Consider the following 21,890-nt stretch of genomic DNA (forward strand, 5'->3'; position numbering starts at 1 on the left):
GGCCGTCGGCGGGTCAGTCGCGGGTGACGGAGGGCGCGATGTCCTCGTGCCGCTCCGCGGGCGCCGCGTCGGGCGTGGCCACGCGTGCCGCCGCCCTGGTCGCGGCCGTGCCGCAGAACGCGGGCTCCAGGGCGCGGTACATCGTGTTGAGCACGGTGGTGTTGTTCGAGGTGTTGGCCAGGGCCGTGAGACTGCGCTTGCCGTCCTTCGTGGTGAAGGCGTACGTGTAGTAGCCCTGCACGGTGCCGGTGTGCCCGTACACGGAGATCCCGCAGGACAGCTCGCGGCGGCGCAGCCCGAGGCCGTAGGACGTGGTGCTGTTGACCCGGGTCCACTTCGTCATCTGGGTGAGCTGGGCGGCGGACATGAGCTTGCCGCGCAGCAGTGCGGAGAAGAAGACGTCCAGGTCGTGCGGGGTGGAGATGATCGCGCCCGCGCTCTGCGCCCAGGAAGCCGTCTGCTTGGTGGAGTTCACCAGGGACGCCCCGGCCGTGTCCGACCTGAGGTAGCCCTGGGCGTGCCGGCCCGGGATCGTGGTGGAGGGGTGGACGTAGAAGGTGTCGGCCAGGTTCAGCGGGGTGAAGACGCGCTTCTGGTACTCGGTGGCGACGGTGTGCCCGGTCAGCTTCTCGATCAGCATGCCCGCGACGACGAAGTTGGTGTTCGAGTACGAGTAGGCGGCGCCCGGCGCGTTGGTGCGCGGCTTCTGCAGCGACAGCCGCACCAGGTCCCGGTAGCCGAACACCTTGTTGCGGACGGCCTCGAAGCCGGAGACGGAACGGGCGAACATGTCGTTGGTGTAGTCGTACAGACCGCTGCGATGGCTCAGCACGTGCCGCACGGTGATCCTGTCGTCGGGCAGGAGCCCCGGCAGATACGTGTTGACCGGCTTGTCGAGCTTCAGCCTGCCCTCGTCGACGAGCTGGAGCAGCACCACGGCGGAGAACGTCTTGGTGACGCTGCCGACGCGGAACCGGTCGTTCGTGCTGATGGTCCGTCCGGTGGCCCGGTCGTCGACCCCCTCGACCAGCCGGTGCACCGTGCCGTTGTCGTCGATTCTGGCCATCGCCCCCGGTGCTCCCTGGGAGCGTGCCGTCCGCAGGATCGCCCGCAGGCCCGCGTCGTCGGGCGCCGCGGCGGCGGCCACCGCGGGCCGTTCGCCGCCGGCGTCGTGCGGGTCCGCCGGCGTCACGGCCTGTGCCGGGCCCGCCAGCAGGGACGCCACGACCGCGCCCAGCGCCGTCCCCGTAACCGCCGTTGCTGAGACCATCTGCTTCTCCCGAGTGCCATCTGCCGGTCCGACGTCCCGGCCCCGGCCGCGCCGCGGATGCGGGCGACGGCACCATCTGTACGCGCTGACGGGGCGCGCGGGTTGCATCGCCATGGGGATGACGCGGAAACGGCGAGGTGGAATCGGCGAATTGGCGGAAAGCGGCCGCGTGCCGGGCGTGCCCGGTCCGTGCGGTACGGGCTGACGCCGGCTCAGCCGCCGAAGAGCTGGGTCCAGTAGGTGCCCGCCCTGCCGCCGCCGGCCAGGCCGATGCCTATGTGGGTGAAGTCCCGCTTGAGGATGTTGGCGCGGTGTCCGGGGCTGTCCATCCAGCCCTGGACCACCTCGGCGGGGGAGCGCTGTCCGCAGGCGATGTTCTCGCCGATGGCGCGGTGGGTGGAGCCCGCGGCGGCGGCGCGGTCCCAGGGCCTGCCGCCCTCGGGGGAGATGTGCGCGTAGAAGTCGCGGGCCACCATGTCGGCGCTGTGGGCCTGGGCCGCGGTGGTGAGCGTCGCGTCGGCGGTGAGGGGCGGCAGTCCGGCCGAACCTCGCTCGGCGTTGGTGAGGGCGACGACCTCGCGAGCCGTCCGGTCCAGGCCCGCCGGGCTGAACGGCTTGGCCCACAGCGCGGTCCAGTACAGGTCGCCCGTGCGGGCGTCGGGGACGTGGGCCAGTCCCGCGTCGGCGAACGCGGGATCGCACAGCGTGCGCCGCGACCGCGCGTCGGAGAGGCAGTACTCGACGAACTCGTGCGGGGTGCGCGGGCCGGAGACCAGATGTTCGCCGATGGTGAGGTAGGCGTATCCGGCCGAGACGACGCGCTGGTGGACGAAGACGCCGTCAGGGACTTCCGAGGCCAGCGTCCCCCGGACCGCCATGGCGCCCGCGTGGCTCCGCGCGGCGGCGGTCAGCCGGGCGTCGAGGCGGACGGGCGGGGAACCGGCCGCGGCGCGCGCGGAGTTCACCGGCCCCAGGAATCCGTCGGGATCGGGGCCGTACTCCGGCGTCCCCGGCGTGCCCGGCATCCCCAGTGTCCCCGGCGCCGTGCCCCGGGCGGTCGCGTCCGGCGCTGCGCCCGGCCGGCCGCCGCCCCGCGCCGAGCCCCGCGCGAAGGCCGGTGCCGGGTCCGGCGCCCGCTGTGGCCTCGGGGGCCGGACGCCCCCGGTGCCCGACGCCGGTCCGCCCGGCGGAGGGGTGTCCTCGGTGACATCGACCCCGAAATCCCGCGCGATGCCAGCGAGACCGTCCGCGTACCCCTGCCCGAGGGCACGGAGTTTCCAGGCCGGACCGTGCCGGTACACCTCGGCGAGGAGCAGCACGGTCTCGCGCTGCGGCCGGGGCGGGGTGAAGCGGGCGAGGACCCGGCCGTCCGGCGCGGTGACCTGAACCGAGGGGGAGGGCAGCCGGCCGAGGGGAGTCGCGAGGTCGGCGGGGCTGACGACGAGGGTGACGCGGGACGCTCCGGGCCTGAGCCGCGGCGGATCGACGGTGAGACGGTCGCCGTCGAGCCGGACACCGGGCGCGGCCGGCTGGTTGTAGAACACGAAGTCCCCGTCGCCGCGCACCTTGCCGCCGTCGTCGGTGACGAGCGCGGACACGTCGAAGGGGCCGGGGACCCTGAAGGTCACGGCCCCGTCCGGCAGGGGCGTGTTGCCCCCGGGAACCAGCTCGCTCATGCCGCCGCCCGTCGATGTCGGTTCCGGGCCCCGCGCCGCGGGTGCGGAGCACGGGCCGTCGACCCCTCAACGGACGGCCCGGCTCCCGCGGTTCCCGTGCCCCCTACGCCTTCCGCGACTCGCGCGGGACCGGACGGGGGCCGCGAGCGGCTGAGGCCTGCGGGCGGAGCGCTCCGGAGGGCACCGCCGAGCGCAGCGAGCGCAGGGCGAGCAGCATGACGCCGATGTCGTCCAGGTAGACGGGGTCGGGCACCAGGTCGGTGGGCAGCAGGAGGTAGGCGACCGCTCCCCAGAACACCCAGCGGGGCCCGGTCGGCAGTCCGGCCCGCCGCAGATCACGGCGGGTGCGTACGAGCCGGCGCAGGAGCACCAGCGCCACCGCCAGCGCGGCGGCGGCGAGCACCGCGGCGATGACGAGGACCGTGGTCCACGAGGTCGAGTCCATGCGTCCGTCCAGAGTTGTCGTCGTGTGCGCTTCCTTCCCGTGTGCCCGCTCGCGCCCCGGCTATCGCCCCCGGGCGGGGCCGTCCGGGGGCACGGCTCCTCGTTCCGGGGTGTCGCGGCGGCAGATGACGAAGTCGTCGAAGGCGTGCCGCCCGGTCCGCGAGCCGATGGACTCGACGGCCCGGCGGATGTCCAGGAGCTGATCCGTGGTCATCTCGAGCGGTGGCTCGTCCGGCTGATAGGTGGTGCGTACGGGGTAGTCCCGCCCCGGTTCCCGGGTCATCTCGATGTGACAGCCGAGTACGTGGGTGACGGGGCGGCGCCCGCAGAAGTCGACGAGCCGGTCGACGGTACGGGTGAAGGCCGGCCAGTCCTCGACGTACAGACGTCCTGGATAGACCGTGTCGCCGGTGAGCAGAATACCGGTCCAGGGGTCGAAGAACGTCACGGCGGCCTCGTGGTGCCCGGGTGTGGCCAGACACTCCAGCACCCGGCCGCCGAGGTCGACGCGCGCGACGGCGTCGGGATCGTCGTGGAACCCGAAGAAGTCCCAGGCGTCGCCGAGGGACGCGTCCACGACCTCGGTGCCGGGACGGCCGGTGAACTGGCCGTCCCCGGCGATGTGGTCGCCGTGCGGATGGGTGTGCAGCACCAGCAGCCCGTAGTCGTCACGGGGATGCCCGGCGAGCCAGGAGTCCATCAGCTCGTCGACGACCCGGCGCAGCGGGAAGTGGTCGGCCGAGGCCGTGGCGCCCGTGTCGATCAGGACGGCCCGCGCGGTCCCGAACAGCAGGAACATGAAGGGCGCCTCGTAGTCGATCGCCATGTTCTGGCGAAGGATCACCGTGTGCTCGTCGTAGGCGTGGACCTGGATGTCGGGGTCCGTGTTGTGCTTGGCCGAGGGCGAGCCGTGGATCCACCGCACGTCGAGCGGTGGGGCCGGCGCGGAATCGTCGCCTCCACGGGCGCCGTCGGTCTGCTGCCCGGCACTGTCCACGCTGTCTCCCTCGGCCTCGGTCCCGCCGGGCCAGTGACAGGGCCCGGGACCTCAGTGTCGCGGGTGCGCGTGGTCCACGAGTGCCTGGGACACCGTACGGATGCTCCGGGCGATGTGCTGGAGCTGCATCACCTCGGCGGCGTACATCTTGATCGAGTGCTCGATGACGCCCTCCTGCAGGCCGAGGCCGGGCAGCTCGGAGCGTGCGGTCTGCAGTGCCGTACGGGCGACCCGTATCTCCTGCTGCACCTGGAGGTGCGCGTGGCGGGCGAGCAGGACGGGGTGCTTGTGCAGGACGGGGTAGCTCGCGTAGCGGCTCGGTACCAGCTCGCGCAGCCATTTCACCGCCGATCGCTCCCAGTCGAAGCTGCCTGGGGTCTTGACCTGGCACGGCCAGTCCGAGGTGATCGGTGAATACGTCAGGGCCATGTTCATCGCTTCCGGGTTACGTCGGCGGGGGACTCTGGGGGCGGCCCCGGCATAGGGGTACCGGGGCCGCCACCACGGGTCTCGAACGCGAGACCCGCTCGAACACCCGGGACCCGATGCGGGTAGGAGCGGAGGCCCCCGGTGCTCATGGGTCGTGACCTGGAAGCATCCGGGGCACGATCCGAAAGAAGTATTTATATATGCCGCCAGAAGCGCAAGGACATGAAAACATTCATGCGTGCTTTGTTGTGAATGATCCCGTGATGCCGGGGTGACAACGGGTGCGGATGAGACGTCCGCGTGATACAGAGCCCCTGTTCGTGACCCTTGTCCGTGACCCCTGCTCGCGACAGGGGCCTTCCGCGGAGGGCGGGGCCTCCCGCGCCCGCCGCGGAAGGCCGGGCCCGGTCCGGGGTCCGGCCCGGGGGTCAGTCCCGCAGGAAGAACTGGTGCTGCTCGGCGACCTGCTCGTACTCCTCCAGGCGCGCCTGGGTGCGCTCCGGATCGGCGTCGGTCATGGCCTGAAGCAGCGCCGCCGACAGCACCACGGGCGCCGCGTAGGAGTCGAAGACGAGACGGGAGCCGGTCCCGGTGGCGAAGGTGACGTCGGCCTCGTCCGCCAGCGGGCCGAGCCCGAGGTCGGTGACGAGGGCCACCTTGAGGCCCGCGCTGCGCGCCACCCGCATCGCCGTGAGCGTCTCCTGGGCGTGCCGGGGCATCCCGAAGGCCAGGACCCAGCTGCCGCCCGCCTCCCGGGACTGGAGCAGCGCGTCGTAGGCGACCGAGCCACCGCGTGTCACCACCCGCACGTCCGGGTGGATGCGGCGGGCGGCGTACGTGAAGTACTCGGCCAGCGAGCCGGAGATCCGCAGCCCGAGCACCGTCAGCGGCGTCGACTCCGACAGGGCCCGGCCGACGCGGATGATCTGGTCGGGATCGGTGAAGTCCCGCCGCAGGTTCTCCAGGTTCTCGATCTCGGCGTCCACCGCGGCCTGGAGTTCGTTGCTCGTGACCTCGGCGGGGGTTCCCGGGGTGCTGCTGCCCAGGGTGCTGAGCGCGATGGCCTGGAGGCGCTCGCGCAGGGCGGGGTAGCCACTGAAGCCCACGGCCGCCGCGAAACGGGTCACGGAGGGCTGGCTCACACCCACCCGCTCGGCGAGGTCGGTGATCGACAGGAAAGCGGCTTCGGTGATGTGCTCGATCAGGTACTGGGCGATGCGCCGCTGCCCGGGAGAGAGCCGGGGGCCGTCGAACAGCTCCCTGAGCTGGGACGTCGGCGCCACGCCGGCCTCGGGTGCCGCCTTTCCCGAGGTGATCGCGGATGCCTGCGCGCGTGCCTGCTGCGGCGATGGCACCGGTGCGCGTCCTCCTTCATGTCCCACGAGAACTCAACATAGCTCACGGACCTTTCTGACCTGGGCCGGTCCGGGCGCAAGCAATGCTCGCGTTACCTGTTTCGAGCGTGGTCGCGGGGTACTCGCACCACCGTCACGACGTGCTCGCGTCCGCGGGCGCGCGTGTCTGTTCGCCGACGCGAGGGAGAGGGTTTTCATGAGCGTGCAACAACTGCCCGCGTCAACGGTTCACGTGATGCTCGGGGACTGTTCCGCGGCCGACGCCAGTAGCGTGCTCGCCGTCCTGTGCGGCCGTTTCGCCGCGGACCGGGAGAGGGCGGACGAGCCCCACGAGTCCGGGAGCGGCCGGCCGACGGTGTGGACCGTGCTGTTCGACACCGCCGGTGATCCCAGCGGCACCGCCGGGCCTGCCGGGGAACTTTCGGGGCAGCCGGTCGTGGAGGCACAGGGTGGCCCCCGGGCGACACAACGTCTGCGGGAGGTTCTCGGTGCCGCCTTCACCGTGCACGAACTGGGCACGGAGGCCGGTGACCAGGAGGTTCAGATGAAACTGCGGCTGGAATCGAGTACGGCGCACGAGACGCGGCCCGTGTGAACGCCGGGTCGGTGGCCCGCGAAGGAGAGATCGGCGCCCGTCGCGCGGCGACCGGCTCCGCACGAGAGGGAGCCGCTCGCGCGGGGCTGGCCGCCCGCGGGGTGATCTATGTCCTGGTCGGCCTGCTGGCCCTGCGCATCGCCTTCGGCGACAGCGGCGGGCGGCAGGCGGACCGGGGCGGTGCGCTGCAGGAGATCGCCACGAAGCCGTTCGGCGCGGCCCTGCTGTGGGCTCTCGGCGCGGGGCTCGTCGGCATGGCGCTGTGGCGCCTTTCCGAGGCGGTGTTCGGCGCCGCCGGACAGGACGGCGGTAAGGCCGGCAAGCGTCTGATGTCCGCCGCGCGGTGCGTGTTCTACGGGTTCGTCGCGTACTCGGTGCTCGCCTTCGCGGCCGGCTCGCGCGGCAGCGGTTCGGGAGATCGCCAGTCGCGGGACGTCACGGCCAAGGCGCTGGGCGTGCCCGGCGGTCAGTGGATCGTCGGCGCCGCGGGCGTGGGTCTGATCGTGGCGGGTGGCTGGATCGCCGTACGGGCCGTGATGCGCAAGTACCACAAGCACCTCAAGCTCGGTGAGATGTCGCGGCGGATCCGCAGGGCGGTCGACACGACGGGCGTGGGCGGCGGGGCCGCGCGGGGTGTGGTGTTCGCGGCGGCGGGAGTCTTCGCGGTCCGGGCCGCGGTGGAGTACGAGCCCGACAAGGCCAAGGGGATGGACGGCACGCTGCGGTCCTTCGCGGCGGCGCCGATGGGCCCCTGGCTGCTGGCCTGCGTCGCCGCCGGTCTCGTCCTGTTCGGTGTGTTCTCGTTCGCGATGGCACGGTGGCGGAGGGTGTGAGGCCGCCCGGACGCCGCCCGGCCTCTGTGCGGCCCGTGTGGTTCCTGCCCGGCGGCGTCGTGAGGGCGCCTCCGCCGTCTGTGTGACGGAGGCACCCTCACGTGTGCGGGCCGGTCAGGGCTGCGCGGCGAGTGCGAAGCTCTGGGCGGCCGACCCGTCACAGCCGCGCTGCGTGAGCTGCGCGCTGTTGGCGGCGGAGCCCGCCGCGCTCAGGCACTTGCCGCTGTGCCGGGCGACGAAGTGGTACCGCCCCGTGCTCTCCCTCACCGGCTGCCACTGCTGATTCTGGCCGCTCGACCAACTCCACAGTTGCAGTGGGGCGTTGTCGGCCGTCGAGCGGTCGGTGACATCGACGACCTGCTGCGGATCCAGGCGCTGGGTGATCCGCGTGTAGCCGCTGTCCGTCGAACGGAACTGGAACTGCTGCGCCCGTGTGCCGTTGCAGGCGTACTGCTGGATCGCGGTCCCGTTCGCCGTCCCGGCCGAACGGGCGTCCACGCAGGTGCCGTTGCCGGAATTGGCCAGGGAGTACCAGGTGGTCTCGGAAACGGGGTCCGCCGGCGGCACCGACGTGCCCGTCCCGCCGAGCCACTTGAGCCCGTCCAGCAGGAACCGGTTCTGGGCCGCGCTCGCGAACGTCGACGACAGGGTGGTGTTCGTCGCGTAGTCCATCGCGTTGTGGCCGAAGTTCGCGTACAGCATCCGGTACTTCGTGTTGGTCCACACGACCGGGTAATAGCCGCTGTACCAGGTCTGGTTCGGGTCGGTTCCCAGCGGGAAGCTGCTGGGGTCGACCGAGGCGAGGACGCGGATGTCCGGGTTCTGTCGCAGGTCGTTGGACCAGCTGTACCACTCGCTGACCGACGAGGTGAAGGTGGCGGGCAGGTTCACGGTCGAGGGATGCGTCCGGTCCTCGGTCTTCAGGACGGCGATCGTCGGACCCCAGGTGTTGGACCTGAAGTTCCCGCTGCCCAGGAACTGGTTGTGGTACCAGGGCCAGCTCTGCGCGTCGGTGGTGAAGGCGGAGACGTGGAAGCCCATCCAGCCGCCGCCACCGCGCATGTACTGCTCGAATCCGGCGCGTTGCGCGGCGGTCTGCGGCAGGTCGTCGAGGAACAGGACGACTTGGTACGCGTTCACACCGCCGTTGCTCAGCAGGTCCCAGTTGTCGCTGGCCGTGTAGGTGAAGCCGTTCGCCGCGGCCTGCCCGGGGAACCAGTCGTTGGCCTCGTGCACGAAGCTGATGTGGGCCGCGTCCCAGGTGCCGTTGTAGAGGGCGAGCACCTTGAACGGGTCCGCCGCGGCGCTCGCGTTCGCGGCCGGCGGTGCCGCGAGGCCGAGCAGGGTCGCCAGCAGGACGAGGACCCGCAGGACCCCGCGCGCCGGCACGGACTGGCTGATGCGCATCCGGTTCTCCTTCCCGTACGTGTCCGGGGTGCTCACGGGTAGCCGACGAGGTCGGCGACGTTGGTCGAGGAGTTGGACGGGCCGCCCCGGTCGTTGACGACGTGCCGGATGGTGCCCGTGCCGCCGAGCGAGACGGTCACCATGTCCTTGAAGCGCACGCCGGCGTTGTTCGGTGCCTCGATGGCGTGCTCGGCGGCGACGGCGGGGTTGACGTTGAAGTAGCAGTAGCTGCCGAACCCGTACACCTCGTGACCGGTCACCGAGGGCGCGACCTTGTAGGCGGCGTAGCCCTGTGTCGAACCGTTCATCCACGCCGCCTGGCTGGGCGGGTCGTAGGGCATCTCGTTCTGGTAGAAGTACGTGCGGCCGCCGTTGCCGTTCCAGACGGTCTGGTACTTCTGGTAGTGCTCGACGAACAGGCCGTACATGGTCACGTCGTCGCCGTTCACGACCAGCCCGGTGTCGGCCGTGTTGCTCGTCCAGCCGACTCCGCTGCCGTGGTCCGCGCGCCACAGCCACAGGTGGTCGCCGATGACGTCGTCGCTGTTGACGGTGAGGCTGGTGGTGGCCTTGCCGACGCCCGCGCCGCCGACGCGGAAGAACACGTCGTGCAGGGAGCTCGGGTCGGCGCCGTGGTCCGCCGAGGAGCCGCTCGGGCCCATCTCCAGGAGCTGCGCGGAGTTGGTGGTGCCCGCGTCGATCAGCAGTCCGGCGAGCTGGACGCCGTTCACGTCGGCGACCGTCATGGCGGTGACGCCGTTGTCGGGGACGAGGGTGGCGAGACCGAGGCCCAGGACCACGGTGTCGGCCCGGGTGACCCTGAGTGTCTGGTCGAGGTGGTAGACACCCGGCGTCACCAGCAGGTTCCTGCCCTGCGCCAGTGCGTCGTTCATCTGGGCCGCCGTCGCGCCCGGCTTCACGACGAAGAAGTCGGACAGCGGCAGGGACGTGCCCGCCGGGGTGCCCGAACTCCAGCTCGTGCCGCTGGAGTTGGCGCGTACGGACGGGACGAACACCTTCCAGGCGCCAGCCGTGTCGACGTACAGGAAGGGCTTCTCGCGGGAGACCGGCGTCTGGCCCACCGTCGTGTACGGGGGGTTCGGGAAGCTGTTCGAGGGGGCGTTCTTCGCGCCGACGAAGACCATGTTCCAGTTGGAGCCGGTCCAGTTCGACCATTCGGTGTTGCGCGACAGCCACTGCTGCTGCGAACCGGAGTTCACCTGGCCGTCGATCTTCGTGTCGGCCATGTAGCCGCCGCTGGACCAGCCGCCGTCGTCCAGTGCCAGGTTGCCGCGCAGATGCACGCGCCGGTAGGGCGCGGCCTGCGACACCGCCCAGCGGTCCGTCCCGGATGTGGGGGTCACCGACAGGTTCTCCGCCGAACGCCAGAAGTTCTGGGTCGCGTTGCCCTGGAACCAGTCCGCCTCCGCGTGCACCGCGCCCCGGATGTTCACGTCGTCGGGGGACAGGCCGAGGCCCGCGACCTGGGTGTAGAAGCCGACGTTCGCGTCGGCGGCGTAGCTGCCGGGCTTGAAGAGGAAGGCCTTGCGGGCGGTGCCGAACTGGTTGGTCTGCTGCTGGGAGAAGGCCGCGTCGAGGCTGTTCTGGATGGTCGCGGCCGGGGTCGAGGGGTCGAAGACGGTGACGTTCGGGCCCAGGTCCGGTGTCCCGGGCGGCTGTTGGGTGTCCACGGCGGCGACGTGGAAGGACTGCGCCGTTGTGCCGTTGCAGGTGTACTGCTGAAGCTGCACGCTGTCGGCGGTGGAGGCGCTCGGCACGTCGAGGCACTTGCCGCTGCCCCGGTTCACGAAGTGGTAGGCGCCGCCGGCCTCCGCCACGGCCTGCCACTGCTGGTTGGCGCCGCCGCCGTACGTCCAGAGCTGGACGGGCGCGCCGTCCGCGGTCGACACGCCGGTGACGTCCCAGGCCTTGGTGCTGTCGGCCCGGTTGCCGGCCTGGGAGTACCCGCTCGACGTGGCGGCGAACTGCCACTGCTGGGCCTGGCTGCCGTTGCAGGCGTACTGCTGGACCACCGTGCCGTCGGCCGTTCCCGCGGCGCGGGCGTCGACGCACTTGCCGCTGCCCGCGTTGACCACGGTGGCCCAGCCGGCCGGCACCGCGGCCGGCTGCGCGCGTGCGGCGCCCGGTGCGGTGGTGCCCTGCGCCGTGGTCGCCAGACCGGACATCGTCGTCGCCACGAGCGCGGTCACCGTCAGCAGTCTGGCCGTTCGGCCGCGCCCGGAGTCTCTTCGGGATCCGGGCAGGGGGAATCTGGACATGCGGGACACTCCTGAACTGGGTGGGGGGTTCATGTCCGTGAACACTGAATGCATGCATGGAGGTGGGGTGATCGGTGAACCTAAAGGTCTGCACCAAAGACGTCAAGACATGAAACAAAGAACGCCGTCAAATCGCGTTCAAACACGAGGAGTTGAAGGTTCTCGCGGGAAGGGCGCTGGAACTCGGCTCCATGGCAAGGGTGTTCACCTGCCTGATGTCTCCCGGCGTCGCGGTGCCCGGCGATTCACTTCTTGAAGGCCCGTCACGCGCGCCGGCGGGCGGCGTGTCAGGTGTGGGGTTCCTTACAGGGCGATGACATGACGGCGAACCACTCCCGCCTCACCCGCATCTCAGGGCACTCTGGTTCCGGGCCGGTGGCTCCTGTCCTGGAGAGACTCGGAGACCCACCGGCCACCGCGCCGACCGGCATCGCCGGTTCGTGTCCCGCGGCAAGGGAAGCGGCAGCCGCGGAACAGCGCCCCGGAGCACCTCCGGGGCGCCGTGCGTGCCCGGCGGTTGCTCCGCCGGAGGGACCCGGCTACCTCCAATGGCCGAGCGGGGCGAGTCCGCCGTCGCCGACCTCCCACAGGAGTGATTGCCTCGGTGGGGGACCGCCGAGAACCCGAAGCCGGCCCGGCGCGGCGGACGGCGTACGGACGAACGGGAGACGGTGGTGACCGCAGGCACGGACATCGGCGCGCAGCTCGCGGCGCTACCGCTGCTGAAGGGCCAGAAAGCCCTGGTGACCGGGGCGAACTCGGGCATCGGACTGGCGACGGCGATCGCCCTGGGCCGGGCGGGTGCTTACGTCGTCGTCAACTACGTCTTCGGACAGGAGGCCGCCGACGACGTGGTCCGGCAGATCCGGGACTTCGGTGTGCGGGCCTTCGCGCACGAGGCGGACGTGTCCGACGAAGGCCAGGTCGTCGGCATGTTCGCCCGCATGCTGGAGGAGTTCGGCACGATCGACATCCTGGTGGCCAACGCCGGCCTGCAACGGGACGCGCCCGTGACGGAGATGACCGTCGAGCAGTGGCACAAGGTCATCGACGTCAACCTCACCGGCCAGTTCCTGTGCGCCAGGGAGGCGACCAAGGAGTTCCTGCGGCGCGGAGTCGTGCCGGAGGTCTCCCGTTCCGCCGGGAAGATCATCTGCATGAGTTCCGTGCACCAGATCATCCCGTGGTCCGGCCACCTGAACTACGCCGCCTCCAAGGGCGGCGTCCTCATGCTCATGCAGACACTGGCACAGGAACTCGGCCCGCACCGGGTCCGGGTCAACGCGGTCGCGCCCGGCGCCATCCGGACCCCGATCAACCGCAGCGCCTGGGAGACCCCCGAGGCGGAGGCGGACCTGCTCCGGCTGATCCCCTACCGCAGGGTCGGCGACCCCGACGACATCGCCGCCGCCGTCACGGTCCTGGCCTCGGACCTCATGGACTACGTCGTGGGCACGACCCTGTTCGTCGACGGCGGGATGACCCTCTTCCCCGGCTTCGCCACCGGCGGCTGAGGCGGTGGGCGCCCGCGTTCCCGCGGGGCGTGTCCCCGAAGCACCGGGCCCGCCCTCCGGGCGGACGGCGTGACGTCGCGGACACGCCCTGGCCCTCCCCGCAGTTCCCCCACCCGTGTCCACCGCCGCCACCAGCCAATGAGGCCCGCATGAACAAGGCGTTCGTCCTGTTGGCCGGCACCCCCGAGCAACTGCTGCCCGCGCGTGAGCTGATGGCCTTCACCCTGGCCTCCCACATCATCCTCGTGCCGCTGGGCGTGGCCCTGCCGTTCATCACCCTCGTCATGCACCACCGCGCCCTGCGCCGGAACGACCCCGTCGCCCTGCTGCTCGCCCGCCGCTGGTCGGCCGTCATGGCCGTGCAGTTCGCCGTCGGCATCGTCACCGGCACGGTGCTCTCGTTCGAGTTCGGGCTGCTGTGGCCGAAGATGATGGGCACCTGGGGAGACGTCTTCGGCCTCGGTTTCGGGGTGGAGGCCTGGGCGTTCTTCCTGGAAGCGGTGCTGATCGCCGTCTACCTCTACGGCTGGCGCCGCCTCCCCGCGTGGCCGCACTTCTGGCTCGCCACACCGCTGCCGCTCGCCGCCCTGATGGGCGCGTTCGGCATCATCGGCGCGAACGCGTGGATGAACACCCCGCAGGGCTTCGAACTGGACGCCCAGGGCAGGCCCACGGACGTCGACATCCGGTCGGCCGTGTTCACACCGATGTTCGGCCCCCAGTACTGGCACTTCGTCGTCGCGATGTTCCTGACGGCGGGCTACGTCGTGGCCGGGGTCTACGCGGTCGGCTGGCTCCGGGGCCGGCGGGACCGGTACCACCGGCTCGGGTTCTGTGTGCCGTTCACCGTCGCGGCGATCCTCACGCCCGTGCAGTTCTTCCTCGGCGACAACATCGCCCGGCAGGTCTACCTGAAGCAGCCGGTGAAGTTCGCCGCGATGGAACTGGTCTGGAAGTCCGGCTCGCACACTCCCGAGTACCTCTTCGGCCGGCTCCAGTCCGACGGGACCGTCAAGGGCGGCATCAAGGTCCCCCAGCTCGACTCGATCCTGGCCGGCGGCAGCCCCGGCACCGAGGTCACGGGACTCACCTCCGTGGTCGCCGCCGACCGCCCCACCGTGCGACAGGCGACCATCGCGCACTGGGCCTTCGACATCATGGCCGGCATCGGCAGCGTGCTGATCCTCCTCGCGCTCTGGTACGGATGGTGCTGGCTGCGGCGCCGTGACCTGCCCCGGTCGCCGTGGTTCTTCCGGTGCGCGGCGGTCGCCGGGGTGGCCAGCGTGGTCACGGTCGAATGCGGCTGGATCACCGCCGAGGTGGGCCGCCAGCCCTGGATCGTCTACGAGCACATGCGTGTCTCCGAGGCGGTCACACCCACCGGGGCCGGCTCGCTGTGGACGATGTTCGGCGTCGTCGTGGTGGTCTACGCGCTGATGTTCGGCGCGTTCCTGGGCGTCGTGATGAAGATGAGCCGACGCTGGCGGCTCGCGGGCCCGGCCGGGGAAGAGGGCCACGGTCCGGAGGCCGACACGCCGTACGGGCCCCGCCGGGAGAGGGTCGGCGCGGCACACGGTCCCACCGCGCCACCGGAGTCCGGACCCGGGCCGGGGGACACCCGGTGACGGCCACCGTGGCCGCCTGGATCCTGCTCCTGGCGACGGCCGCCTACGCCTGCGGCGGCGGGGTCGACTACGGGGCCGGGTTCTGGGACCTGGTGGCCGGCGGCACCCGGCGGGGCAGGCGGCCGCGCGGACTCATCGACGACGCGATGGAACCGGTCTGGGAGGTCAACAACGTCTGGCTGATCTTCGTCTTCATCCTCATGTGGACCGGCTTCCCGGTCTTCTTCGAGGCGGTCTTCAGCGCCCTGTGGCTGCCGCTGGCGCTGGCCGCCGTCGGACTGGTGCTGCGCGGGGCGGGGTTCGCGCTGCGCAGACCGACCCAGCGGCTGTCCCGGCGCCGGGTCTTCGGAGCCGTCTTCGCCGTCGCCTCCGTGCTGACCCCGTTCTTCCTCGGTGCCGCGGTCGGCGGTGTGGCCTCCGGCCGGGCCGCTCCGGGCACCACGGCCTCCGCCGACGCGTGGGCCGACACGACCTCCCTCGTCACCGGGTTCCTCGCCGTCGCGGCCACGGCGTTCCTCGGGGCGGTCTTCCTCACCGCCGACGCCCACCGCTTCGACGCCCCGGACATGGTCGTGTACTTCCGGCGGCGCGCCTGGTGCAGCCTCGCCGTTGTCGCCGTCCTGGCCCTCGTCGGCCTCGCCGAGACACGCGACCACACCGCGTACGTCTACCACGGCCTCACCCACGGCCTGGGGCTGCTGCTGGTCATCCTGTCGGCGGTGGCGGCGGCGGCCACCGCCTGGCTGGTCGCCGGACGGGCCGCCGGCTGGGCCAGGTTCACCTCGGTGGGCGCGGTGGCCCTGGTGATCGCCGCGTGGGGCGCGGCGCAGCGGCCCTACCTCGTGCCCACCTCCCTCACGGTCCAGGAGGCGGCGGGCGCGCCGGGCTCGCTGCACTGGCTGCTGATCGTCACGGCGATCGCGATCGTGCTCGTGGGACCCGCGCTGGTGGTGCTCTACCGGCTCGACACACGAGGCCTGCTCGAAGCCCAGACCGATGCCGACGTCGAGGGCGGCGCGGGCCGCCCCGGCACCGGCTGACGGTCCGGCACCCCGGAAGGGCGCGGAGACAGCCGTGACGGACAACCAGATCCTCCAGGGCCTCGGACTGATCGCCGTCCTGGCCGTCGGCTCCCAGCTCCTGGCGAGCCGGCTGCGGATCCCCGCCCTGATCGTGCTGCTGCCGGTCGGCTTCACCGCGGGCGCGCTGACCGACATCGTCAACCCCGACGAACTGCTCGGGAACGCCTTCTCCCCGATGGTCTCGCTCGCCGTCGCCGTGATCCTCTACGAGGCGGGGCTCGGCCTGGACATCAGCAGACTGCACGGACACATGCACCGGGTCGTGGCACGACTGATCTGGATCGGCGTCCTGATCACCTGGGGGGCCACCGTGCTCCTCGCCGTACCGCTGCTGGGCATGTCGACGAGTTCGGCGGTCATGCTCGGCGTGATCCTCGTCGTCTCGGGTCCCACCGTCGTCGGACCGCTGCTCCACTTCGTGCGTCCGACCGAGCGGCTGCAACGCATCCTGATCTGGGAGGGATCGCTGATCGACCCGGTCGGCGGCATCCTCGGCGCGCTCGTCTTCCACGCCGTCGTCGCGAGCGGCAGCAGCGATCTGCGCGGCAAGATCGGCCAGTTCGCGGCGAGTTCGGCCGTCGGACTGATCGGGGGCGCGGTGGGCGCCGCCGTCCTGTGGTTCCTCCTCCGCCGGCTGCACCTGGGCGAGGTACTCGGAACGACGGCACAGCTCGCCGCCGCGGTGGGCGTGGCGGCCCTCTGCGACGCGATCCGGGACGACACCGGGCTCATCGCCGCGATCGTGATGGGGATGGCCCTCGCCAACCTGCCGGGCGTCTCCCTCCCGGCACGCCGTCCCTTCCTGGAAACCCTGGTCTCGCTGATCATCGGGCTGCTGTTCATCTCGATCTCCGCCACGGTCACCCCCGCGTCCCTGCGGCACGTCGTCCTGCCCACGCTCGGTCTCGTCGCCGCCCTGGTCCTCGTCGTCAGACCCCTGGTCGCGCTGCTGTCGACCGCGCGAACGGACCTGCCCCGCGGCGAGCGGGCGTTCATCGGCTGGATGGCACCCAGGGGAATCGTCGCCGCGTCCACCGCCTCGACGTTCTCCGCCACACTCGTGGCCGACCACGTCGGCGGCGCCGAGAAGATCCTGCCCGCCACCTTCCTGGTGATCGTCGCCACGGTGACCCTGTACGGGCTGAGCGCGCACCCCGTCGCCCGGCGCCTCGGCGCGCTGCGTCCGGCCCGGGCCCGCCCGCTGCTCGTGGGCGGCGACCCCTGGGCGATCGACCTGGGCGGCGCGCTGCGCTCCGCCGGCCTGGACGTGCTGATGTGGGCCGGACGGGAGGAGCAGCGCGACCTGATCCGGGGCGCCGGACTGAGCCTGGCGCCGGGCGAGCTGCTCGCCGCGGCCACCGGCGAGGGAGCCGAACTCGAAGGCATCACCGGGGTCCTGCTGCTCACCGAGGAGGACGACTTCAACGCGCTGGCCTCGGAGACCCTGCGCGGCACGGTCGACGGGTTCGTCCACCGGCTGGGGCCGCCCGGTCTGAGCCATGGCGTGGTGGCGCCCTACACGAGCGGTGACACCCTGTTCGGGTCCGGGCTGAGCAGACCGGAACTGGCCCGGCGCTACGAGGACGGCGCCCGGATCGTCTCCCGCCCCGCCGCCGACGGCATCCCGGACGGACACGCGCTGCTGTTCCTCGTGCGCCCCGACGGGCGGCTGGATGCCGTAACCGGCACCCGGACCCCGCAGCCGGGCGCCGGGGACACCGCGATCCTGCTCGGTCCGGCCCGGACACGGACACCGGGGCGGGTACGGGCGGACTGACGCCGCCCGGCACGGGCAGGCCACCCGGCCGCCCGCCGCACCCCCGTACGACACCAACGGGCCAGTGCGGATTGCGGTCCGCCCCCCGGCTGGATCTCATGGTTTCCATGCAGCGACAAGCTTCCGAGCCCGACGACCTCGTACCGCCGATGGAACGCTCGCACTGGGTGGCCTTCGCCGGGATCCTGCTGATGGTCAGCGCTCTGTTCAACCTCCTCACCGGCTTCGTGGCGGTCTTCAACCACGGCTACTACTCCAAGGTGTACTCCCAGGGCAACCGGTTGCTGATCCTCAACTACACGGCCTGGGGCTGGATCTTCGTCGCCGTCGGCATCGTCATGGCCGTGCTGAGTCTCGGTGTGCTCGTGGGGTCCAGAGGGGCGCGGCTGGCGGGCATCTGCCTGGCCGTGTTCGCTCTGGTCGCGCAGATGATCTTCCTGCCGGTCTACCCGTGGTGGTCGCTGTTCACGATGCTCGTCTCCCTGCTGGTCATCTACGGACTGCTGGCGGAGCCGAAGCATGTGCACGGGGCGCGGGTGTAGCCGGCCCCGGCCCCGCGTTCAGTCACGCAGCCGGTCCAGTGCCCGGTCGAGCGTGGTGGCGGCCATGATCAGCGACAGGTGGGTGAACGCCTGCGGGAAGTTGCCCAGTTGCTCGCCGCTCGGGCCCACCTCCTCCGCGAAGAGACCGACGTGGTTCGCGTACGTGTGCATCTTCTCGAAGGTGTAACGCGCCTCGGCCAGCCTGCCGGAGCGGGCCAGCGCGTCGACGTACAGGTAGGTGCACAGGCTGAAGGTGCCCTCCGAGCCGCGCAGGCCGTCCGGGGAGGCGGCGGGGTCGTAGCGGTAGACGAGGCTGTCGGAGACCAGCGTCCGGCCCATGGCGTCGAGCGTCGCCAGCCACGTCGGGTCCTTCGCGCCCAGGAAGCCGACCCGCGGGACGAGCAGGAGCGAAGCGTCCAGGACACCGCCGTCGTAGTGCTGGACGTACGCCTTCTCCTCGTCGTTCCAGCCGCGGTCCATCACCTGCTCCAGGATGGTGTCCCGCGCCCGGGTCCACAGCGCGGTGTTCCCGGGCCGGCTCCAGTCGCGGGCCAGCCGCAGGCCGCTGTTGAACGCGGTCCAGCACATCACCCGGCTGTACGTGAAGTCCTTGCGTCCGCCGCGGGTCTCCCAGATGCCCTCGTCGGGGCGGTCCCAGTTGTCGGCGAGCCAGTCGAGGGTGCGGGTGACGGCCTTCCAGCCCGCGTAGTCGGCCTGGACACCGATCTGACGGCACTCCGAGAAGCCGTAGAGGGCCTCGCCGTAGATGTCGAGCTGGAGCTGGTCGGCGGCGGCGTTGCCGACCCGCACGGGGAAGGAGCGGCGGTAGCCCTCGAAGTGGTCCAGGACCTCCTCGCCCAGCAGGGGCGTGCCGTCCACCCGGTACATGATCTGGAGCGCTTCGCCCTCCTGGTCCAGGCGTTCCAGCAGCCGCTCGCGCAGCCAGTGGGCGAACGCCGTCGCCTCCTCGGTGAACCCGAGGTCGAGCAGGGCGTGCAGCGAGAGGGATCCGTCCCGCACCCAGGTGTAGCGGTAGTCCCAGTTGCGTTCGCCGCCGACCTGCTCCGGCAGTCCCATGGTGGCCGCCGCCACCGGGGCACCGGTGGGCGCGTAGGTCAGGAGCTTGAGCGTGATGGCGGAGCGGTGCACCATGTTCGGCCAGCGGCCGCGGTACGTGGAGTTGCGCACCCAGTTCTGCCAGAACTCGACGGTTTCCGCCATGTTCTCGTCGGTCCCCGGCACGGTGGGCGGCGGTGGCGCGACGGCGTCCGGACCGTCCACGGTGAACACGGCCACCGCCGACTCGCCCGCCCCGAGGGTGACCGTGCTGCGGACGTCCTGGCCGTCCCGCTCCAGGGGGAAGGTGGTCTGCAGGAACGCGCTGATCCCCGGGCCGCGGAAGGCGGCGCCGTCGGGACCGACGGAGAGTTCGTGTCCGGCCCGCCCGTAGTCGAAGCGCGGACGGCACTCCAAGGCGTACTCCATCGTTCCCCGTACCGTCCGCGCGGTGCGGATCAGACGGTGCCGGGCGGAGGCGGTCCCGGACCGGTCGGGGGGCATCCAGTCGAGGACCTCGCCCACTCCGTCGGGTGACATGAACCGGGTCACCAGGACGGCCGTGTCCGGGTAGTAGAGCTGCTTCCAGGTGCCTTCCGGGCGGGAGGGCGCCAGCCGGAAGTGGCCGCCGCGGTCGTGGTCGAGCAGCGCGGCGAAGATGCTGGGGGAGTCGAAGCGCGGGGCGGCGAACCAGTCCACGACGCCCTTGGCGGAGACCAGAGCGGAGCACTGGAGATCCCCCACCAGGCCGTGGTCGGCGATGGGCGGGTAGCGGTCCATGCTGATCCAATCTCGAGGATCCAGGCATCTTCACTATCCGGCATGCCGCTCGTGCGCGCTTGTCCGCCTGTGGGGAGCCGCGGGCGCGGGCGGTCGCGCGCCCGCGCGGCCGGATTGCCGAACGCCGGGTCGCCGGAGTTACTGGAGGGACCGTTCCCCATCGAGGAGGCGCGCGCCGGTGTCCCGGGAGGTACCCGCATGGACCTGATCCACGTGCGCATGGTGAGTCCCGCCCGGCTGACCGGGGCCGTGGCCTCCCTGCTCGCGGCGGACCCCCGTGTCGTGAACCTCGTGGTGCAGCCGGGCATCGCGCGGAAACCGGACGGCGACGCCCTCTCCTGCGACGTGCTGACCGGAGGGGCCAACGACGTGCTGCGCGGCCTGCGGGAGCTGCGCCTGGACGAGGTGGGCTCCATCGTCGTCGAACCCGTCGACATGGCCATCACCGGACACGCCCTGACGGCCGGTGCCGGTCGCCCCGGACCGCTGGCCCGGGCGCCGGTCTGGGAGGAGGTGGAGGCCCGCATCCGCGCCCAGGGCACGTACGCGCCGAGCTTCTACCTCTACCTGGTGGTCGCCGGGCTCATCGGCGCGGTCGGCATCGTCACCAACTCGCAGATCCTCATCGTCGCGGCGATGGTCGTCGGGCCCGAGTACGGCGCCATCGTGAGCGTCGCGCTGGGCATCGACCGGCGCTCGGGGCGGCGGGTCCGCGAGGGGCTGACCGCCCTGACGCTCGGGTTCGCCCTGGCCATCGCCGTCACGTTCCTCTTCGGTCTGCTGATCCGCGGCTTCGGCCTGCAGTCACGGGCGTTCGAGCTCGGGGTACGCCCCGTCTCCCACCTCATCTCCACACCCGACTTCTTCTCGGTGGCGGTCGCCACGCTGGCCGGGATCGTGGGTGTCGTCTCCTTGTCCGAGGCCCGGACGAGTGCCCTGCTGGGTGTCTTCATCTCCGTCACCACCATCCCGGCCGCGGCCGCTCTCAGCGTCTCCGCCGCCTTCGGGAGCTGGGCCGAGGCGCGCGGAGCGATCATCCAACTCCTCATCAATGTGACCGTGTTGATCGTGGTGGGCGCGCTCACGCTCCGGGGGCAGCGCGCCGTGTGGCGCAGGGTCGGGCGGCGCGCGGCGCGGCCCGCCGACGGATGAGGGCCGCACCGGCCCGCGAGGACGCGCGGAGCGGGGACGTCCGGTCGGGTCCGGGGAAGTGACAGACTGAGGCCATGGACGAGCGCGCATTCGACAGGTCTGGCCAGCATGCTTCCGTCATCGGTCTCGGCACCTGGCAACTAGGGGCCGACTGGGGTGAGGTGAGCGAGAAGGACGCCCTGGCCGTGCTGGAGACGGCGGCGGAGACCGGGGTGACGTTCTTCGACACCGCCGATGTGTACGGCGACGGGCGGAGCGAGGAGACCATCGCCACGTTCCTGCGCGGCCGTCCGGACCTGCACGTCATGGTCGCCACCAAGATGGGCCGCCGCGTCGACCAGATCCCGGAGAACTACGTCCTCGACAACTTCCGTGCCTGGAACGACCGTTCCCGCCGCAACCTCGGCGTCGACCGGCTCGACCTGGTGCAGCTGCACTGCCCGCCGACGCCCGTGTACTCCTCGGACGCGGTGTACGACGCCCTCGACACGCTGGTCGAGGAGGAGCGGATCGCGGCGTACGGAGTGAGCGTCGAGACGTGCGACGAGGCACTGGCCGCCATCGCCCGCCCGAACGTGGCGAGCGTCCAGATCATCCTCAACCCCTTCCGCATGAAGCCCCTGCGCGAGGTCCTGCCGGCGGCCAGGGAGGCCGGCGTCGGCATCATCGCGCGGGTCCCGCTGGCCTCCGGGCTGCTCTCCGGCAAGTACACCAAGGACACCGTCTTCGCCGCCGACGACCACCGGACGTACAACCGGCACGGCGAGGCCTTCGACCAGGGCGAGACCTTCTCCGGGGTCGACTTCGCGACGGGTGTGGAGGCGGCGGCCGAGTTCTCCGCCCTCGCCCCCGAGGGGTACACGCCGGCCCAGCTCGCCCTGCGGTGGATCGTCGCGCAGCCCGGCGTGACCACGGTCATCCCGGGAGCCCGCTCACCCGAACAGGCCCACGCCAACGCGCAGGCCGCGAAGCTGCCGGAGCTGTCCCGGACCACGCTGGACGCCGTCAGTGAGCTCTACGACCGACGGATCAAGGACCAGGTGGAGAATCGCTGGTGACAGCGCGGCGGGCTCCGGC

18 protein-coding genes are annotated in these 21,890 nt (G+C 71.5%); 9 read left to right on the forward strand and 9 right to left on the reverse strand.

The window, feature by feature from the left end; all coding sequences use genetic code 11:
- Nucleotides 1-13: 13 nt before the first annotated feature.
- From ACIQ7M_RS23630 to ACIQ7M_RS23655, 6 genes are all read right to left on the reverse strand, one after another.
- Entirely contained in the window at nucleotides 14-1,270 is a 1,257-nt protein-coding gene (locus ACIQ7M_RS23630) for a serine hydrolase domain-containing protein (RefSeq protein ID WP_403647511.1), read from the reverse strand.
- A 212-nt stretch (nucleotides 1,271-1,482) separates the two neighbouring features.
- A complete protein-coding gene (locus ACIQ7M_RS23635; protein WP_403647514.1) occupies nucleotides 1,483-2,946 on the reverse strand; it encodes a CAP domain-containing protein in 1,464 nt (487 codons plus the stop codon).
- Nucleotides 2,947-3,049: 103 nt separating this feature from the next.
- Nucleotides 3,050-3,391 (reverse strand): YkvA family protein, encoded by a 342-nt coding sequence (locus tag ACIQ7M_RS23640; RefSeq protein ID WP_403647517.1) that lies wholly within the window; start codon nucleotides 3,389-3,391, stop codon nucleotides 3,050-3,052.
- Between the two features lie 60 nt (nucleotides 3,392-3,451).
- Entirely contained in the window at nucleotides 3,452-4,387 is a 936-nt protein-coding gene (locus ACIQ7M_RS23645; RefSeq protein ID WP_403647520.1) for an MBL fold metallo-hydrolase, read from the reverse strand.
- A 51-nt stretch (nucleotides 4,388-4,438) separates the two neighbouring features.
- Nucleotides 4,439-4,822 (reverse strand): hypothetical protein, encoded by a 384-nt coding sequence (locus ACIQ7M_RS23650; RefSeq protein ID WP_382779871.1) that lies wholly within the window; start codon nucleotides 4,820-4,822, stop codon nucleotides 4,439-4,441.
- Nucleotides 4,823-5,244: 422 nt separating this feature from the next.
- On the reverse strand, nucleotides 5,245-6,171 hold the full coding sequence (locus ACIQ7M_RS23655; RefSeq protein ID WP_403647523.1) for a MurR/RpiR family transcriptional regulator: 927 nt from the start codon (nucleotides 6,169-6,171) through the stop codon (nucleotides 5,245-5,247).
- 196 nt (nucleotides 6,172-6,367) lie between these two features.
- On the opposite strand from ACIQ7M_RS23655, the gene ACIQ7M_RS23660 reads away from it, so the two are divergent.
- Together ACIQ7M_RS23660 and ACIQ7M_RS23665 are read left to right on the forward strand one after the other, a co-directional pair.
- On the forward strand, nucleotides 6,368-6,766 hold the full coding sequence (locus tag ACIQ7M_RS23660) for a hypothetical protein (RefSeq protein WP_386983633.1): 399 nt from the start codon (nucleotides 6,368-6,370) through the stop codon (nucleotides 6,764-6,766).
- 11 nt (nucleotides 6,767-6,777) lie between these two features.
- A complete protein-coding gene (locus ACIQ7M_RS23665) occupies nucleotides 6,778-7,599 on the forward strand; it encodes a DUF1206 domain-containing protein (protein ID WP_403647526.1) in 822 nt (273 codons plus the stop codon).
- A gap of 114 nt (nucleotides 7,600-7,713) precedes the next feature.
- On the opposite strand, the gene ACIQ7M_RS23670 is transcribed toward ACIQ7M_RS23665, so the two are convergent.
- Nucleotides 7,714-9,006 (reverse strand): ThuA domain-containing protein, encoded by a 1,293-nt coding sequence (locus ACIQ7M_RS23670; protein WP_403647529.1) that lies wholly within the window; start codon nucleotides 9,004-9,006, stop codon nucleotides 7,714-7,716.
- A gap of 32 nt (nucleotides 9,007-9,038) precedes the next feature.
- Nucleotides 9,039-11,192 (reverse strand): RICIN domain-containing protein, encoded by a 2,154-nt coding sequence (locus ACIQ7M_RS23675; RefSeq protein ID WP_403648187.1) that lies wholly within the window; start codon nucleotides 11,190-11,192, stop codon nucleotides 9,039-9,041.
- Nucleotides 11,193-12,004: 812 nt separating this feature from the next.
- On the opposite strand from ACIQ7M_RS23675, the gene ACIQ7M_RS23680 reads away from it, so the two are divergent.
- The 5 genes from ACIQ7M_RS23680 (at nucleotide 12,005) to ACIQ7M_RS23700 (ending at nucleotide 17,825) form a co-directional block, all read left to right on the forward strand.
- Nucleotides 12,005-12,799: an SDR family oxidoreductase gene (locus ACIQ7M_RS23680; protein WP_403648189.1), complete on the forward strand. Its 795-nt coding sequence runs from the start codon at nucleotides 12,005-12,007 to the stop codon at nucleotides 12,797-12,799.
- A 149-nt stretch (nucleotides 12,800-12,948) separates the two neighbouring features.
- On the forward strand, nucleotides 12,949-14,424 hold the full coding sequence (locus ACIQ7M_RS23685) for a cytochrome ubiquinol oxidase subunit I (RefSeq protein WP_403647532.1): 1,476 nt from the start codon (nucleotides 12,949-12,951) through the stop codon (nucleotides 14,422-14,424).
- A complete protein-coding gene (locus tag ACIQ7M_RS23690; protein WP_403647535.1) occupies nucleotides 14,421-15,464 on the forward strand; it encodes a cytochrome d ubiquinol oxidase subunit II in 1,044 nt (347 codons plus the stop codon). The genes ACIQ7M_RS23685 and ACIQ7M_RS23690 overlap by 4 nt, the downstream gene beginning before the upstream one ends.
- Before the next feature lie 34 nt (nucleotides 15,465-15,498).
- A complete protein-coding gene (locus tag ACIQ7M_RS23695; RefSeq protein ID WP_403647538.1) occupies nucleotides 15,499-17,283 on the forward strand; it encodes a cation:proton antiporter in 1,785 nt (594 codons plus the stop codon).
- Nucleotides 17,284-17,390: 107 nt separating this feature from the next.
- Nucleotides 17,391-17,825 carry a hypothetical protein gene (locus tag ACIQ7M_RS23700; protein ID WP_386983622.1) on the forward strand — a complete coding sequence of 145 codons (435 nt, stop codon included), beginning with the start codon at nucleotides 17,391-17,393 and terminating at the stop codon, nucleotides 17,823-17,825.
- An 18-nt stretch (nucleotides 17,826-17,843) separates the two neighbouring features.
- Here the strand turns inward: ACIQ7M_RS23700 and ACIQ7M_RS23705 are convergent, their stop codons facing one another.
- Nucleotides 17,844-19,667, reverse strand: a complete 1,824-nt coding sequence (locus ACIQ7M_RS23705) for a glycoside hydrolase family 15 protein (protein ID WP_403648192.1) — start codon at nucleotides 19,665-19,667, stop codon at nucleotides 17,844-17,846.
- Between the two features lie 192 nt (nucleotides 19,668-19,859).
- Here ACIQ7M_RS23705 and ACIQ7M_RS23710 point away from each other — a divergent pair, with 192 nt between their 5' ends.
- Nucleotides 19,860-20,813, forward strand: a complete 954-nt coding sequence (locus tag ACIQ7M_RS23710) for a DUF389 domain-containing protein (protein ID WP_403647541.1) — start codon at nucleotides 19,860-19,862, stop codon at nucleotides 20,811-20,813.
- 74 nt (nucleotides 20,814-20,887) lie between these two features.
- On the forward strand, nucleotides 20,888-21,871 hold the full coding sequence (locus ACIQ7M_RS23715) for an aldo/keto reductase (RefSeq protein ID WP_403647546.1): 984 nt from the start codon (nucleotides 20,888-20,890) through the stop codon (nucleotides 21,869-21,871).
- The last annotated feature ends 19 nt before the right edge of the window (nucleotides 21,872-21,890 follow it).

The sequence above is a fragment of the Streptomyces sp. NPDC096324 genome (genome assembly GCF_044763015.1).
In the GTDB taxonomy this organism is placed as follows: Bacteria; Actinomycetota; Actinomycetes; order Streptomycetales; family Streptomycetaceae; genus Streptomyces.